The 16524-nt window shown below is 46.5% G+C and carries 11 protein-coding genes and 1 pseudogene; 6 read left to right on the top strand and 6 right to left on the bottom strand.

What is annotated here, in order from left to right:
• The first annotated feature begins 383 nt into the window (after positions 1-383).
• Complete coding sequence (locus tag R2X38_RS05495) at positions 384-1313, top strand: carbamate kinase (protein ID WP_317521171.1); 930 nt, start codon at positions 384-386, stop codon at positions 1311-1313.
• A gap of 77 nt (positions 1314-1390) precedes the next feature.
• Here the strand turns inward: R2X38_RS05495 and R2X38_RS05490 are convergent, their stop codons facing one another.
• Complete coding sequence (locus R2X38_RS05490; protein WP_411184824.1) at positions 1391-3775, bottom strand: ATP-dependent helicase; 2385 nt, start codon at positions 3773-3775, stop codon at positions 1391-1393.
• Between the two features lie 310 nt (positions 3776-4085).
• On the opposite strand from R2X38_RS05490, the gene R2X38_RS05485 reads away from it, so the two are divergent.
• Complete coding sequence (locus R2X38_RS05485; protein ID WP_317521169.1) at positions 4086-5189, top strand: phosphoribosylaminoimidazolesuccinocarboxamide synthase; 1104 nt, start codon at positions 4086-4088, stop codon at positions 5187-5189.
• A 292-nt stretch (positions 5190-5481) separates the two neighbouring features.
• Positions 5482-7350, top strand: coding sequence for a methyl-accepting chemotaxis protein (locus R2X38_RS05480; RefSeq protein ID WP_317521168.1), 1869 nt, complete (start codon positions 5482-5484; stop codon positions 7348-7350).
• Between the two features lie 122 nt (positions 7351-7472).
• On the opposite strand, the pseudogene R2X38_RS05475 reads toward R2X38_RS05480, so the two are convergent.
• Positions 7473-7943, bottom strand: a pseudogene (locus R2X38_RS05475) (class I SAM-dependent methyltransferase); the annotation flags it as partial.
• Between the two features lie 126 nt (positions 7944-8069).
• Between R2X38_RS05475 and R2X38_RS05470 the strand changes: the two are divergent.
• The 3 genes from R2X38_RS05470 (at position 8070) to R2X38_RS05460 (ending at position 11775) form a co-directional block, all read left to right on the top strand.
• Complete coding sequence (locus R2X38_RS05470; RefSeq protein ID WP_317521166.1) at positions 8070-8978, top strand: LysR family transcriptional regulator; 909 nt, start codon at positions 8070-8072, stop codon at positions 8976-8978.
• A 142-nt stretch (positions 8979-9120) separates the two neighbouring features.
• Positions 9121-10440, top strand: coding sequence for a serine hydrolase domain-containing protein (locus tag R2X38_RS05465; protein ID WP_317521165.1), 1320 nt, complete (start codon positions 9121-9123; stop codon positions 10438-10440).
• 105 nt (positions 10441-10545) lie between these two features.
• On the top strand, positions 10546-11775 hold the full coding sequence (locus R2X38_RS05460) for a carbohydrate porin (protein WP_317521164.1): 1230 nt from the start codon (positions 10546-10548) through the stop codon (positions 11773-11775).
• Between the two features lie 239 nt (positions 11776-12014).
• Here the strand turns inward: R2X38_RS05460 and R2X38_RS05455 are convergent, their stop codons facing one another.
• The 4 genes from R2X38_RS05455 to R2X38_RS05440 form a co-directional block, all read right to left on the bottom strand.
• Positions 12015-12500 (bottom strand): 2TM domain-containing protein, encoded by a 486-nt coding sequence (locus R2X38_RS05455; RefSeq protein ID WP_317521163.1) that lies wholly within the window; start codon positions 12498-12500, stop codon positions 12015-12017.
• Positions 12501-12815: 315 nt separating this feature from the next.
• Positions 12816-14360 carry an alanine/glycine:cation symporter family protein gene (locus R2X38_RS05450; protein ID WP_317521162.1) on the bottom strand — a complete coding sequence of 515 codons (1545 nt, stop codon included), beginning with the start codon at positions 14358-14360 and terminating at the stop codon, positions 12816-12818.
• A gap of 466 nt (positions 14361-14826) precedes the next feature.
• Positions 14827-15945, bottom strand: coding sequence for a hypothetical protein (locus R2X38_RS05445; RefSeq protein WP_317521161.1), 1119 nt, complete (start codon positions 15943-15945; stop codon positions 14827-14829).
• Positions 15923-16366, bottom strand: coding sequence for a hypothetical protein (locus tag R2X38_RS05440; protein ID WP_317521159.1), 444 nt, complete (start codon positions 16364-16366; stop codon positions 15923-15925). Before R2X38_RS05440 ends, R2X38_RS05445 begins: the two co-directional genes overlap by 23 nt.
• Positions 16367-16524: the final 158 nt, after the last annotated feature.

Raw genomic sequence — 16524 nt, 5'->3', positions numbered from 1 at the left:
ATCACAATCCAATTGCAAAACGAGTTATGCAGTAGTGGCATCTGCACTTTCCTGCATTGCATTCATAGGGTATCGCAAACACTTTCATGTGATCTTATTAACATTTTTCACTATCTATTGTCGAAAATAACTATTCGCTTTTTTTGCTATCCTATATCTCCTTTATTTAAAAACAAAAAAGAAATCTGCATAGCCTCGGATATTTACGCACTCTTTGATACCAAGTTTGAATTAATGTGAAATATACAGAAATTTATTATTAGAGAACTATCACATTCAGGCTCGCTTTTTTTTCTTAATCTACCTTCAACCAAGCAACCTCTTAGCTTGGATTTAAAATATTAAATACAAATAAAAACAAACTCTTTAATGGAGATACGATCATGCGCATAGTTTTAGCACTAGGCGGAAATGCCCTTTTGGCCCGAGGCCAAGCCCTTACCGCTGAAAACCAAAGAGAAAATATCCAAAAGGCTGCAGCCAGTATTGCTGCAATTGCCAACGACCACGAAGTGGTGATTGTTCACGGGAATGGCCCACAGGTTGGATTATTGATGGAGCAAAACAGCGCTTATCAGGAATATTCACCAGAAACCACACCGTATCCAATGGATGTATTAGGCTCACAGACTTGTGGCATGGTTGGTTACATGTTGCAGCAAGAGCTTCGTAATATTGATGCAAACCTCTCAGTTGCTACCTTGGTCACTCAAACCGAAGTCAGCAAAGATGATCCTGCTTTTGCCAACCCGACTAAATTTGTTGGCCCGGTTTACACCGAAGGGCGCGCCAAAGAAATCATGGCAGTCAGCGACAAAGAGTTCAAAGCGGACGGCCAATACTTCCGTCGCGTCGTACCATCACCAATGCCTAAAGCGATTATTGAACAGCAGCAAGTTGAAACTCTATTGAAAAGCGGCAACGTTGTGATTGCTTGTGGTGGCGGCGGCGTACCGGTTTGTCGCCAAGAAGGCAAATTGGTTGGTGTCGAGTGTGTTATCGATAAAGATCTAACCGCTGAGCTTTTGGCAGAAACCATCAATGCTGATTTGTTCGTGATTTTGACTGACGGATCTATCTACCGTAACTACGGTAAAGAGGATCAGGCTGAAATGAAAGTTGCCACCCCTGAAGGGCTGTCTCACTTTAACTTCCCAGCAGGCTCTATGGGACCAAAAGTCGATGCTGTGTGCCAGTTCGTCAAAAGCGGCCGCGGCAATGCGGCTATCGGCTCACTATTCGAGCTTGATAAAATCCTGACCAACGAGGCAGGCACATTAATCAAAGCCGGCGAAGGCATTGAGTACTACTAATATCAATTAGTTTTGCTTCAAAAAAGATTAAGCCTCTACATAAAGTAGAGGCTTAACTATTACTTTGCTCGTAGGAATTATCGCCGCACCATACTTCTCGCATTAGCTGCAACAATCAAACGATTCACCAATACCTTTTTCTTGCTGTCAGAGACTGACTGCAGCTCACGAATAATTCGGTTGATCTCGCCATCTAGATATTTGGCATTTTTGGTTTTCACCATCGCCCGAATGACTTTTTCTGCATTGTCTGGCAATGGCTGCTGCATCGCCCACTTGTAGCTGTATTCACTACTGTCAATTACAACGGCATCATTTTGTTTACTGCCACCAAGATTTAACGCTGTTGCTGCCGGGGTTTTCTTCACTTTTTTTACCGGTGGCTCGGCCACATCCTGCTCACGCCCCATCCGGCGGCAATATTCCTCTGCAACCGGGCTGGAGTAGTAAGGCAGCGTACCTTGCTGGTATAACTTGGGCCCCAAGTCCTGTGCCAGGTTGATTTTCCCTTCCATTACAAACCGGCTGGCATTGGTCGCCTTTACCGACGGCTTATCCGGCATGGTGTAATAGACAAAGGCTTTTGCTTTCGCCCGGGTCAGTGCCACATACGCCAAACGGCGCTCTTCTTCCAAATCGGCACCTACCGTACCCGACGCCCTATTCACATAGGGAAAAGCATCCTTGTCCCAAAACGGCAGGTGGACATGGTTATATTCGCAACCTTTGGCACGGAATATGGTTGTCAGCTGGATCGAGTCTTGCGCATTCGCTTCATTGGAGCCTGCTTCATTAGATCCTGCATTATTATTTACGCTTTTCTGGCCTGACTGCTGAGTGTAATACTCGAAATACTGCAGCGCCTTTTCACAGCTTTGATCCATCGCTTCAAGCACAGTGGCGACGCTGTCTAGGCGCTCAATCGCTTCTTCAATCTCAGAGGCCGTCGCTTCTGTTTTCCAAATCCAGCTATCAAGGCCACTTTCATTACGGTATTGCTTATAAACATCCGAGGCTTTAAAGCTGCCTTTTCGCATTAATCGCTGTAAAAGCTCCAGGCGCTCGATAAGATTGTCCAACTTCAAAGTCGCATTGGCTTTTTCATAGCGACCAATAAACGTCAGCCACTGCGAAGGCTCCATACCCGCCAACTGTTCGCATAACGGCTTGAGGGATTTATTCGGTACATAACAGTGCGGGAAACACATCAAGCTAAACAACAATCCCGATTTCTGTGCAACGGCCAAATCTGAAAAACGCGGTGTCGCCAGCGCTGCCAACTCCATAAGCAGTTTGACTTCACGGCTATGAGCCAATACCGAAGGAACTGGCATTTGATACGGAAGTTGCTTGCTGAGGAAAGCCAACTCAAACAATAAGGTTTGTGACCAGCGGCGAACCAAAATCGCCACATCGGAAGGCTTCCCGCCATCGGCAAAGTACTGTGCAATGGAATTGGCGATTTCACCCACCTGTCTTGAAGAGCCACACTCTACCACTTGGGTATCGGAAATCCCTTCACCAGAGACAGTCAGAAACTCACTGAAGCGCTCCTTGTTATTGGCAATCAAGTGGCTCGCGGCCAAGGCCAAGCTATGACCGAAACGGAACGTCTGCGACAGGGTATAGGTTTTCGCCGGGGCAAAGTCCTGCTCAAAATTAAGCATGAACTGCGGCGCACTCCCCCGCCATTTATAGATACACTGGTCGACATCTCCCACCGCCAACAGCTGGGTTTGCGGCCCCAGCAGCTGTTTCAGCAAACGGTACTGGGCAGTATTGATATCCTGAAACTCATCAACCACCACCAGCTTGCAGTGCTGGTGAAAATGCTCGCGGATAGCATCATCGCTCTCGAGCAATTTGACGGTTTCCACCAGCCAATCATCGAAAAACAACAAGCGCTGTTTCTTTCTCAGGCTTTCAAACTGCTCGTAGGCATCGAGAATAAACAGGTAGTCCCGGTTAATTTCGGCAATCTTGAACACTTCGTGCGGTGAGAGCATGTAGGCTTTCACCAACCCGATAAAGCTCAGCAGCAACTCGATGGTCTTCGGATCTTTGATCATCTGCTGGCGCTGGTAGGTTTTCTCAAGGCCAGAAAGCTCCCTCAAAATAGCCTTTACCAACGCCTTATCACTTTCGCCGCTCTGGTAATCGACCCGATAGCCAGTATTGCGAATGAACCCAGTTTGGTTGAGAAACTTCAAACAAAAACTGTGGAAGGTATGAACAGGTACCTGCGCCTGGATACCGGTATCACGCAGTTTGGCCTGAAAATCGGTGCGAATATCACGGTTGAACATCAGCACCAGCATCTCTTGGGCAGGGATAATTGCCAGTTTCTGCTCTATCAAGCCCACCAGCGTGGTCGTTTTTCCCGTCCCGGCCCCCGCTATACAAAGGGCATTCCCGTGCTGGTGTTGAATAAACGCCGATTGTTCACTGGTATAACGGGTCATGGTGAGCCTTGCATTAAAAATGGTTTCTGATTTTGCCACACTTCAAGCCTATCGCTTGAATAAAATATGACCACTTGAAATCGGTTCACATAAAATCATTCTCTGAATGAAATATAATTTTGCGCAAACGTTTGCTTTTCTAGCTGAAAGGCTATTCGAGTTCTGTTATCATCGCCGCATTAAAGGTGTAACGACCTTGGCACTATAACCTTGGAACAACATCCTTTGAACAATAACCTTGGGATATACGACTATCCTTGGTTTGCCGCAACGTTTTACCTTCGTTTAACTTTTGAAATAGGAATTCGCCATGAGCCTTGCTGATCAAGTTCTCGCTGTAAATGATGACCTGCCAATCCGAACTGATAAACCCGTCCATAGTGGTAAAGTTCGTTCCGTCTACTGGTTAACCGAAGAAGATAGCCGCCGCTTGATCAAAGAAAAAGGCTACAACGTTCAGCCTGATGCCCCACTGGCTATCATGGTGATCAGCGATCGCATCTCTGCTTTCGATTGCATCTGGCATGCCGAAGGCGGCCTAAAAGGCGTACCGGGTAAAGGTGCTGCACTTAACGCCATTTCCAACCACTGGTTCAAGCTGTTCCGTGAAAATGGCCTTGCCGACAGCCACATCCTTGATATTCCGCATCCTTTTGTGTGGATCGTCCAAAAAGCTAAGCCAGTTATGGTTGAAGCGATTTGCCGCCAGTACATCACAGGTTCAATGTGGCGTGCCTACAGCCAAGGTGAGCGCAACTTCTGTGGTATTGAACTGCCAGAAGGTCTTGATAAAGATCAGAAACTGCCTGAGCTACTGATGACACCTTCCACCAAAGGCATTCTGACTGGAATTCCGGGTGTGCCTGAAGTTGATGACGTCAACGTCACGCGTGACGATCTGGTCAACAACTTCGAAGCATTCAATTTCCGCAGCACTGACGACATCGGTCAATATGAAAAACTGCTTAAGGAAGGTTTTGATGTCATCAGCAAAGAGCTGGCAGCGCTGGATCAGATCTTTGTCGATACTAAATTCGAGTTCGGTTATGTGACCGATGCCGAAGGTAAAGAAAAGCTGATCTATATGGATGAAGTGGGCACACCTGATTCATCACGTATCTGGGACGGCGAAGCGTACCGCAATGGCGAAATCGTCGAGAATTCGAAAGAAGGTTTCCGCCAGATGCTGCTTAACCACTTCCCAGATCCAGACATCCTATTGAACAAAGACCGCATGGATGAGCGTTTTGCCCTAGCCCGTGATAACGAGCTACCTGTTGAGGCACTGATGAACCTATCAAAGGTTTACACAGAGATCGCCGAGAAGATCACGGGGGATAAAATCCTGCTTTCTGAAAACCCGAAAGCAGAAATCGTCTCTGTACTTCAAGAGCAATACGGCTTGATTGACTAAACGAACGTTCGACGTTCCTTTATGTAGAGCGCCTAATTGTTTAGACAAAAGACAGCTTCCGAGCTGTCTTTTTTGTTTCATTACCTTCCCAGCAACCAATAGACATGATCACTTTGTTGCGTATTTTATACTCCACCGCCTTAATCACCCAATAGCATATAAATCTTTAATTTCAAAACAACACAGCAAAAAAATTCAACCACAGATCACAAAAATACTCACCCGCCGTTAACAATTGCGTTACTGCGCCGACATTATAGCTATCTACTTTTTGTGATTGTTGAGGGATCCAATGAAGTTCAGCCATAAAGTTGCCGCAACATCGTCGGCAATACTATTGGTGGCACTTGCGCTACTTTCAGCCAACCAATATTTCAATACTAAAAATCAAATCCAGTCTCTGGTGATGCAAAGTATGGAAGAAATCATTTCCGGCATAAGCAACACAGTTAACGCCGAACTGGAGAGTAAAAAATCACTAGCTGCTTATACCGCAGGGCTAGTCTCCAGTGATATGACACTGGATCATATCCATACCGTGATCGAGCAATCCACTATCAAAAAAACTTTTTTGCTCACGGGATTGGGATTTGAAAAAGACGGTAGCTTCACCAGTAATGACCCAAGCTGGGATCCCGGTGAATCTTGGGAGCCACGAGCCCGCCCTTGGTATATTGATAGCAAGCAGAAACGCGACACCATTATCACTGCGCCATATGCTGATTCTGTGACCAATGAGATTTTGGTCTCTATTGCCAGCCCATTAATCGCTAATGGCCAGTTCCAGGGTGCGATTTTTTTCGACATGAGTTTGTCTAGCTTGGCCGATCTGGTTAACCAAGTCTCTTTGTTCAATGCTGGATACCTGTTCATCGTAGACGGTAACGGTACGACTATCGCCCATCCCGATAAGCAGTATAACGGTAAGCCAATGACCGACTTTATTGGCAACCACCCGATCTCGTCAAATGCAGTCCATGCTGAGCTAGACGGAAAAACCGTCACATTGTCATTTAGCCAAATTGAAGGCCAAGAGTGGTATATCGGCGCCGTACTTGATGAAAGTATTGCCTTTGCTGCCGTCAATCAATTACGTACCGATGCCATTATCTACTCACTTGTTGCTTTGATCGCAGGGATCATCGCCCTACTGCTGCTGATCAAGGTGCTGATGCGCCCGCTTGCTGATCTGAATACTGCAATCCAAGATGTAGCTTCCGGCCAAGGTGATCTAACCCGACGTCTTGATACCAACACCGATCCGGAGTTTGCTGTACTCGCAACAGGCTTCAATGCCTTTACCGAAAAGCTACAAAACCTGATCCTGCAATCCAAGTCTCTCAGCACAGATATTTTACTCGGTACCGAACAAACTGCCGCAGGCGCTCAGCAATCCGCTTCGGCGATGTCAAACCAGCTTAAAGAGCTCGATCAGTTGGCAACGGCGATGCACGAAATGGCGGCGACATCAGTTGAGGTAGCCAATAATGCCCAAGGCGCAGCGACAGCCGCACAGCAGGCTGATGAAGCCGTCCAGGATGGCGGCCGCATTGTCTCCCACACTGCCACTGCCATTTCCGATCTGTCTGCACAAATTGATGAGGCAGTCGAAGTCGTCAGGCAGCTTGAAGCATCGACAGGCAACATAGAGTCCATACTCAAGGTCATCAACGAAATCGCCGATCAAACCAACCTGCTTGCCCTTAATGCCGCTATTGAAGCAGCACGAGCAGGGGAATCCGGCCGAGGCTTTGCAGTTGTTGCAGATGAGGTGCGAACGCTGGCGCAAAGAACGCAAGAATCCACGACGGAAATTCGCCAAATGATTGAGCAGCTTCAATCAGGCGCGAGCTCTGTAGCAAATGTAATGGGTGTAAGTAAAGAAACAGCGGCATCTACCGTGGAGAAGTCTCAAGAGGCCGACGAAGCGCTAGTCAGGATCAGTGGTGCTATCCAGCAAATAAACGATATGAACCTGCAAATTGCTTCGGCGGCTGAAGAGCAAAGCCTGGTGGCCGAAGAAATCAACACCAACACATTAAACATCAAGGAGCTCAGTGTGCAGGTCTCTGATGCGGCAGCAGCAGCCGATCAGGCTTTGGAAGAGCAAATCAACAAGGTGCGTGAGCAAGACTCAATCATGAACAAGTTTGTGGTGTAGCACCTATCAGTCTAACAGGGTGGCCAATATGGCTGCCCTATACTCTAACCGTGTCAGTAACTCTGCTAATCTAATATTTGCGGATTACTCTAAGTAAGGCAAAACCGTGCCATAGTCGTTTGTTATGTACGTTTCACCGCGACCACGGAATATGTGTGCCAATGCTTCATTCTACCCAACGAAGTTTTAGCTTTTTCATCACGTTCAAAGAACCTGACTATTTCAAAGTCAGAGAACAAACCCTTTACCTCTGATTCCGATAAAGGTGTTGTTGGACTACGATATTTATCAGCCCAACTGTCTTTGAAACCCATGAAATCACCAGCAAATACCCCACCAACTGCAATTGAAGTTATAATGTTGTCCCAAGTCGTTTCAAATTGGTTTGGGTCTGCAAAGAACAGACTTGAATTTGCGACAACAACACCAGACTTTGGATAGTCGAAAGACTCAAATGAAGACTCTGAAATGTCCACTAATGACTTTGAACCAAACCTGTCTCTACAAATAACAACCGAGTCAGGATTAATATCGAAGCCATGAACGCTAAAACCCTGTTTCTCTAGATACTGGATGTCACTGCCAGTGCCGCAGTCAGCTACAAAACGAGCAAGAAGTAAAAGCCGCTTACTTTTTTTGTTAAGCTACAACTTCCAAGCCAGATGGTTGGGAAATTACAGCCTTAAACAAGTCACGGATATAAGTAGCAGCCTTTCATCATGAACTTAGATAAACTCGATGTGCGTACTCTGAAAATACTCTATACCCTCCTAAGGGAGCGTAATATCGTTCGCTCAGCCGAATTTCTAGGGATTGGGCAACCCAACGTCAGTCGAACGTTGGCTCAACTAAGAACTCTTTTTTCTGATCCTTTACTGGTTCGTCAATCGCGCGGAATGCAGCTGACGCCCAAAGGTGAGCGTTTGCTGGAAAAACTCCCCGCGATACTATCTGCTTACAACGATCTATTTGAAAATACAGATTTTTCTCCGATACAGATAAAACGAAAGCTGCGCTTTGCATTGAATGCCTATCTGATGGAGAGTCATGGTTATGCCATCTATCAGGCGGTTACAGCGGCGGCGCCAGAGGCCAGCGTGGAGCTGCTTAACTATCATTCGATGACCATCAATGAAATTCTTGCTGGCCGGGTTGATGTGGCGTTAAATTACGGGCCAACACTGGCACCCAAAGAGTTGTGCCAAGTACAAGTTGGCGTCGAGAACTTTGTGGGAATTTGCCGTTCTTCTCATCCACTTGCCGGCTGCGAGGCAAGTGTTATGGAGATGACAGAGACTTACCCTATGTGTGGATTAATCGCGCCGCAATTCAACCAACATGGAATGATGCTGGAAAAAGACTTCGACTTCTCCTCTGCTCCGGTGATGCGAAGTGAACAACTGTCGCCATTATTAAAGCTGGTTGAGAGTACTGATACTATTTTGGTCGCGACTCAAGCTTTGTACCGTCAATTGAACGCAAAGCGCTTTTCCTGCATTATCCCAGCTGCGTCGGAGCATATCTCACCCAGTGTTATCCTGCTGATGTTCAACAATCGTTACTACACCTCTCAAGAATCAGCTTGGCTTACTTCGCTGGTCAAATCGGTTATCAACAAAGACGCCTAACAAGGTGTATACGGATAATCACTGGTCACCAAACTGCGTTATATCATTTTTGATATATTTCATATCCCTAATCTGAGACTTCCGGCTATAACCCAGTATCGGCAAGATAAACCCACTTGTTACTTATTCGAAGTGGGTGCATATGAAAAAGTCTCTGATCGCAGTTGCTGCATGTTTAATTATTGGTTCTGGCAACCTTGTTGCTAAACCGGCAGAGTTTACGCTACCGGACATGCAACCAGTCTGGGAAAGTGGTAAAGCCATCGACGCGGAACAAACACGGAAGATGCGTAACAGCTATACCTACACCGCGATGCTTGATGCCGCTGATTTAGGCGCTTATGTCTCGTCGCGTTTAACAGAGTTCTTACCAACAGCAACCGTATCTCGCAGCGGGCAGGTGGCGGAGCTGGAGTACCAGTTGATGCCGGAAATTGGAGAGGTTCGCTTCACCAGTGACCTTGGCGAGCTCTCCCTCAATGAGGTACTACAGGACCCGCGCTCCAGGATGCGCGCCATTATGGTGTTGCACAAAGGCAAAGTGGTGTTTGAACAATACCCCGGCTTGCGCCCCTACGACAGCCACTTCTGGGCATCAGCCGCTAAAACTGTGGTTAGCCTACTGGCCGCTCAACTCGCATCCGACGGACAGTTAGATCTGAAAAAGCCAGTAGATACCTACCTGCCAGAGCTGAAAGCGACCGCTTGGGAAGGGATTGCGCTGGAGCATATTCTTCACCAGCATGCCGGACTGGACATCAATGAGCGCTCGATGGGCGAGCCTGGTCACCCTATCACCGACTTCTATCGCGCCGCGGCTGGCGATGAGAACTTGCCGGAAGACGCCGACTTCATGTCTGCTGTAAAAGCGGCAGAGAAACTATCCGAGCCAGGTCAGTTCTTTGAGTACTCTTCGATGAATACCTTTGTACTGGGCGCAGTTCTTGAACGCGTGACGAATCAACCCATGCAAGATTTGATCAGTGAACGGATCTGGCGACAAGTTGGTATGGAAGGTGATGCTCACCTAGGCCTATCGGCCAGTGGTGAGCCTGCTCCGATGGGAGTCTTCTCCTCACGGCTGAGTGATCTGGCTCGCTATGGCCTGCTCTACACGCCTAGCTGGAATGTAGTGAGTGAACAGCCCGTGGTACCCGAAGGCTATTTAGAGCAGGTCTACCAGGCGGCCGACCACTCAAGCTTCCTGAATCATGACTATCTTGGCCAGCGAATTGTAAAGAACTTCAAGGAGAAATGCGTCGGTGCTTCGTATCAGTGGGATGCGGTATTCTGTGATGGTGATTTGTACAAATCAGGCCGCACTGGACAGGCGCTTTACGTCTCTCCTGAAACCGATACGGTAGTGGTCTGGTTCTCATCGAGCTACCAAAACAAGATTTGGATGGAAGGTTACACCCGCCAAATTGTTGAACAGGTATTCCGCCAACCGAAGGAATCTTAAGTTACTTCTCCTTGCCGCCAAGGGCTCTCTTTGGCGGCTTGCTTTTCTCTTTATATCCGATGATTGAACTGGCTCGAGAAATGTGTCCAGGGTCCAGAGGTGTGTATGTCCTTTTTTCGTCTCTACCAATGCATGATACCGGTCGTAATGCTAGCAACAACCGTCTGCTCGCCATTACGCGCTGAAGATACAACTTTCGATAATAACTTAACTGGAAGTTGGGGTGGAAAACGCAGCGCTTTGCAAAACCAGGGAATCACGCTTAACGGTGAGTACACCGGCTTCTATCAGAATGCCCGTAATGCTGAGTACCGCGGTGAATCAAACCTCTCTCACCGGGTCGACCTGTTCACCAAGCTGGATTTAGCGAAGCTAGGGCTTTGGGCCGGAGGTACACTGAACACCCAGCTGGTCTACCGAGACGGCAATGCTAACGATCTAGGTTTTGCCAATTTGTCGGTACCGAATGCGGGCCATTACGATGACCAGCGAAGAGTGTTTGTTCCATCACTTTACTATACCCACACCTTCTCCAGCTACACTCAGTTAATGTTGGGCAAAATCGATGCCTTTGAATTACTTGGGCAGCACCCATTCTTTGGCGGAGTCGGGCGTTATGGTTTCAGTAATATTGCGTTTGTGGCTCCTCCGAGCGGCGTGGTTCCCCCCGCATTCCTCGGTCTAGTACTCAACCATAATGTTGGTGATACACAACTTACCGCGATGGTCTTTGATCCCCGTAATCGCTATACCGAAACGCCAAGTTTTCACCGGGCCTTCGACGAGGGTGTCAATGTCAGCCTAGGACTCAAGCAACCCTTTGAACTGGCAGGCAGAGACTCATACTTGTCTCTTGCCTATACCTTCAGTAGCGAGTCAGGTACCGACTGGAACAGCGTGACAGACAAGCCGGATAACTGGCAAAACACACGGTACAAGTACAACCTGAGGGCTGAGCTCGGCCACCAACTATACCAAAGAGGAAACGAGCACTGGGGACTCTATTTAAGAGCATCAATTGCTGACGGGAATCCAAACATCATTGAAGGGACATTTGCCGGCGGTATCGGAGGCTCAGCGACCATGTTGGGACGGCCGGAAGACCGCTGGGGGCTTGGTGTGTATTACTACAACCTCTCGAACGATTTACAGAGCAGTATCGACGAGCTTCCTCATGACTTGAAATTGAACAACGAGAAAGGAGGCGAACTGTATTACAACTACCAGTTATCTGGCAGCATCAATATTACCGCCGATTTGCAGTACCTTACTCCATCCTCTAGTAACCAAAGTGATGCATTTATTATGGGCATCAGAATGAACCTTCGCTTCTAAGTGTCGATTGGTAATGGCGTTCTTTTAGATAACCTTTGATCAGTTAAGACCGAAGAAGAACCTACTTGGCTATGAATTAGTCCAGGTAACGAAAATTTGAGTAAACAAAATATAAATGATTTCTTACTCTATCTAGGAATGGGAGGGACGAAAATCAACCAGAGTCCCCCTAGAAAGATATCAACAACGCTTGCCATAGTTCATTTCTCGCAGACGGAGCCGGCAGCCATAAAACACCATCATAACTTGCGGCCCAGGCGTTTCTCTATCTGTCGTTTCTCCCATTCGGCGCCAAAGAAATTGAAGACTTCAAAGGCGCTCAGGCCGTGAGATACAATTCCCATCCCCCAGCCCATCGCCGGCCACCACGCCCAGATATAGCTTGGGTCTGTCATGAAGTTAATCACGAACAGCATGGCAATCACCAAAACATATGTGATCAGGTGGGAGTAAAACCCTTTTATCTCCCTGACTTGCTCGATAGCTTTCTTTTCTTCCTGGGTTATTTGTGTCTTCTCGTTGATGTGTGTTTGCTCGTTCATTGCTGGCTCTCCCTGAAGATCGGTTACTGAAATTTCAAACACAGCAGCCAATGATTTAAGCGATTCCAATCCTGCCTTATGGCCTCTTTCGATACGCTGGATAGTCCGGACACTCAGACCGGATAACTCGGAGAGGTGCTCTTGAGACCAGCCACGTTGTAGCCTTAGCTTTCTGACAATCATTGTAGAATCCCTTCTGCTGTTTGAATCAACTGTACCTATATTCACGGCTAACAAGAATGACACCAACCCGACAGACACCTGACAGTATTATTTTTCAATAGGTTAGAGTGTCCAATGTCACCTAAAAGGCAGGTAGTGACATGGCCTTCTAATGCCAGATAATATTGTGCCAGCATTTATTTTCTTATACCTCATCATCTACCCCATACTGGCTCACAACTTTCTTGGTAACTAGATGAAAAGAAAAAGGCCATTGGGTATACCCCAATGGCCCTTCGTTAACTAAGACTTGATATTTAGAAAGCGTGTGCCCGCTTAGATCGTTGTCTTCACCGGCTCAGCATCTCCATCAACCTGATCTGAAGACACTGTTTTACCGTGGAATTTCTTCTCCCAGTAATCAGCATTCTTGATACCAAGCTTAACAGGGTCGAAAGTGAATTCTGTCACACCCGCTTTCTGCTGTTCTTCGTAATCCTTCAGCGCTTTCAGTGCTGGCTTCGATAGGAAGAAGATGATCAAAATACCAACGATGTTCAGCCAGGCCATCAGACCTACACCCACATCACCCATTGCCCAAGCAAGGTTGGCAGTCTTCACCGTTCCGTAGAACACCGCAACCGTTAGGATGATTTTCAGCACAAACATCATACCTGGGAATTTCACCGTGCGGCGGATGTAAGCGATATTGGTTTCTGCAATGTAGTAGTAAGCAAGGATGGTAGTAAAGGCAAAGAAGAACAGTGCAAAGGCAATGAACGGTTTACCGATACCTGGCATCGCGCTTTCAATCGCCATCTGGGTAAAGACTGGACCGTTAGCACCAATGTCTGCCGCTAGGTTCTGGACCAAGAACGCACCTTCTGCACCACCGTGTACGTTGTAAGCACCGGTGATAAGAATCATGAACGCGGTAGCAGAACATACTAGTAGTGTGTCGATGTAGATTGAGAATGACTGAACCAGGCCCTGCTGCGCTGGGTGCTGGACATCAGCTGCTGCAGCAGCATGAGGACCTGTACCCTGACCCGCTTCGTTAGAATAAACACCACGCTTAACACCCCAACCGATTGCGGCACCGACACCCGCCATTGGCGTGAAGGCATCACCGACAATCATCATGAAGATGCTTGGCACCATATTGATGTTTAGCAGGATAATGATGAAAGCAATTATGATGTAAGCCAGCGCCATAAACGGAACCACTACCTGAGTGAAGTTCGCGATACGCTTAACACCACCGAAGATAATGAAGGCAAGGATAATCGAAACGAAGGTACCCGTTACAATTTTCGCTAGGCTGATAGTACCGATAGTGGTTTCGATCATTTGGCCAGGGCCAAATGCCGCTTCAACCGCATTACCGATACTGTTTGACTGAACACCAGGAAGAAGCACACCACAAGCAAAGATAGTGGCAATCGCGAAGACCCACGCGTACCACTTCTGGCCCATCGCCTTTTCAATGTAGTAAGCCGGGCCGCCACGGAACTGGCCATCTTCATCTTCTTCTTTATAAATCTGTGCCAAAGCAGATTCACTGTATGCCGTTGCTGCGCCGAGGAAAGCCACAACCCACATCCAAAATACTGCACCCGGACCGCCGAAACCGATAGCTGCGGCAACACCCGCGATGTTACCCGTACCTACACGCCCAGAAAGAGAAACGGCTAATGCCTGAAAAGAGGAGATACCCTGAGCGGAACTTTTACCGGATAACAGCAGGCGCCACATTTCACGGAAGTGACGAAGCTGAACAAAACGAGTGGTTATGGAGTAAAACAAGCCAGCGCCAAGACACAGATAAATCAGCACCGGGCTCCAAATTATTCCATTGAGAAAATCTACTAACGACTGCATTAAAAAACTCCCTGTATGATTGGTTAATGCTTCGTCAGTATAATAATCACATTGTAACCCGATTGTTAAATATTTTATTTCATCATGCAATTTAGCGTGATCTATAGCTCATAAACCAGGCAGCGCTGACATGCAGCAGATAAAGCTCCTACCAGTTAGCGTGACCTGGGTCGATTTATCTAAATCCATTGCTACAGGAATGTTATTTCGCTGTTTAAAAACCCAGCAAACAAACCCAAAAATTCTTGTTTGCTCACAATTTTACGCTAGTTAAGCGGTACACATAGCTTCGATGGTTACTGCGAGACTTTTCTTTGTCTTAACAGACATATGCACCCTGTGTAATTAAAATGCCATTAAAAAGCCAGAATTTATCATTCTGGCTTGATTGATTAACTTGTCTGATAAATCAGTTCCCTACCATCAGATACCTAAGCTACCACGTCGATCTCTTTTCTCAGTCACACTACATACTGAAGCTATAGTTCAGACCAAACGAAAAAATATTCGCCGAGCGGTCATCAATGTCAGTCACCTGTGGTGACGTAAAACTCCCCCTTAAACCTTCTTTTGCCTTGGTATAGTGCCATTCAACGACAGCTGCTAGATTGGGCATAATATCGTATCGGGCTCCGAGGCTTACACTGTCTGAACTGTCTTTAATTGTATTACCACCCGTTCGTTTTCCGTAGACAATATATGGCGTCCAATCTTCATAGTGATAAAGCAAAGAGATATATCCCCCCCAGGGGGCATCTTTGCTGGTTGTCCCTTCAAAAATAACCGTAAAATCCTGCCAATCATACTTCAGGCCATATGACCAAGTTTTACTGTCTATAGGAATAGAAAGTTTGCCAAACTTTATTGGAGCGCCAAATTCATTAAATTCGACAGGAATAATATCTTCGACCGTCGTAATATCGAGCCTAGCTTCAAAATAATTGAGATATATGCTCCAAACATCACTTTCTAAATCCAGCCGCAAACCATACAACTCTTTTAGATCAACATCATAGTACGTATTGTTAATTTCATTGTTATTTATCGAGCTTTTGAAAGCGGCATAAGGTTGAACTTGCATTAACAAGCCGTCACTTATCGTCCAGGTATAATACCCATCAATACCTTCATATCGGGTAAAACCAGCAGTAGTGTCGTAAACTTCAGCCGGCAGCCTTACCCAAGGGTATGCTTGATTGACAAACACAACTTGCGAATACATAAAGATTGGCGAACGTAATCGCCCAGCACGTATTTTTAAGTCGGTAATAGGCTCAACAGAAATATAGGCCCACTCCAAATCAGGATCGCTAAAATTATCGGCTGGCCGTTTTACAAGCTGTGCCGAGGCATGAAGCCAGTCCGTTGGGAAAATATCAGCCTGTAAACCCACTATGGTGTCACAATCAAAACACCACTCGTCAGTAATATTGCGGGAGTAATAATATGGCGTGTCATTATCGCTTTTTGCCGCGGCGACCGAAGCAAAACCGGATATAGCCAGCCAATCAGGTAATTCAACCGCTTTTACCGCTAAAGAGGAGAACAGCAGCAACGCCGTACTAATGTATTTCAAGAAGTACATTGAGCCCTCCTGTTTGGCTTATCGGCAAATATCCTATGGCTGATGGCTTTTGCTCCAGCCACTGATGCACCAACTCAATATTATCAGATTTCATCTCTGTTGGTGGCTTCGCTCTGCCTGAGAAAGCAATCGATGACCAAATCCTTTTCATCTGCCCCTCACTCTTCCTTAAGATTTTCTGATAAAACTCCTTTCTGTGTTCACTACCAGAAGGGAAGTCAATTAATTCTATTTTTCCAATCCCTGGAATAGTGTGAACCTTGCCAGAGAAAAGGAGTTTTGCTTTGGTTTTGGTGAGCTTTTCTGCAGGCGGTGTCGGTGTTGAGGTGACAATGGCATAGCTCTCCGCCAAAGTTGTTGGAGAAAAAACGAAAAATAATAATAAAAGACAACCAAACACTCTTTGCAATAAAAATGTCACATTGCACGCCCCAGATATTTCCTATATAAATATCGTAGGCAGGATTAATTCATTCAATTAACAATTTATTATTGATTTTGATTTAAGTCACATAAAATCTATTTATTATTTTATGAATTGTTTTTTGACATTTATTTGACAGCCAATTCGTCAATATA

Origin of the sequence: Photobacterium rosenbergii (assembly GCF_033022775.1) — a bacterium.
Lineage (GTDB): Bacteria > Pseudomonadota > Gammaproteobacteria > Enterobacterales > Vibrionaceae > Photobacterium > Photobacterium rosenbergii_A.
Note: the sequence above shows the minus strand (reverse complement) of the source record. Positions and strands in the feature narration are given on the sequence as shown.

What these genes read in the sequence shown, in the direction of transcription:
- R2X38_RS05495 (WP_317521171.1), top strand. Translation starts at nt 384, where the DNA reads ATGCGCATAGTTTTAGCACTAGGCGGAAATGCCCTTTTGGCCCGAGGC.
- R2X38_RS05490 (WP_411184824.1), bottom strand. Translation starts at nt 3,775, where the DNA reads ATGACCCGTTATACCAGTGAACAATCGGCGTTTATTCAACACCAGCAC.
- R2X38_RS05485 (WP_317521169.1), top strand. Translation starts at nt 4,086, where the DNA reads ATGAGCCTTGCTGATCAAGTTCTCGCTGTAAATGATGACCTGCCAATC.
- R2X38_RS05480 (WP_317521168.1), top strand. Translation starts at nt 5,482, where the DNA reads ATGAAGTTCAGCCATAAAGTTGCCGCAACATCGTCGGCAATACTATTG.
- R2X38_RS05470 (WP_317521166.1), top strand. Translation starts at nt 8,070, where the DNA reads ATGAACTTAGATAAACTCGATGTGCGTACTCTGAAAATACTCTATACC.
- R2X38_RS05465 (WP_317521165.1), top strand. Translation starts at nt 9,121, where the DNA reads ATGAAAAAGTCTCTGATCGCAGTTGCTGCATGTTTAATTATTGGTTCT.
- R2X38_RS05460 (WP_317521164.1), top strand. Translation starts at nt 10,546, where the DNA reads ATGTCCTTTTTTCGTCTCTACCAATGCATGATACCGGTCGTAATGCTA.
- R2X38_RS05455 (WP_317521163.1), bottom strand. Translation starts at nt 12,500, where the DNA reads ATGATTGTCAGAAAGCTAAGGCTACAACGTGGCTGGTCTCAAGAGCAC.
- R2X38_RS05450 (WP_317521162.1), bottom strand. Translation starts at nt 14,360, where the DNA reads ATGCAGTCGTTAGTAGATTTTCTCAATGGAATAATTTGGAGCCCGGTG.
- R2X38_RS05445 (WP_317521161.1), bottom strand. Translation starts at nt 15,945, where the DNA reads ATGTACTTCTTGAAATACATTAGTACGGCGTTGCTGCTGTTCTCCTCT.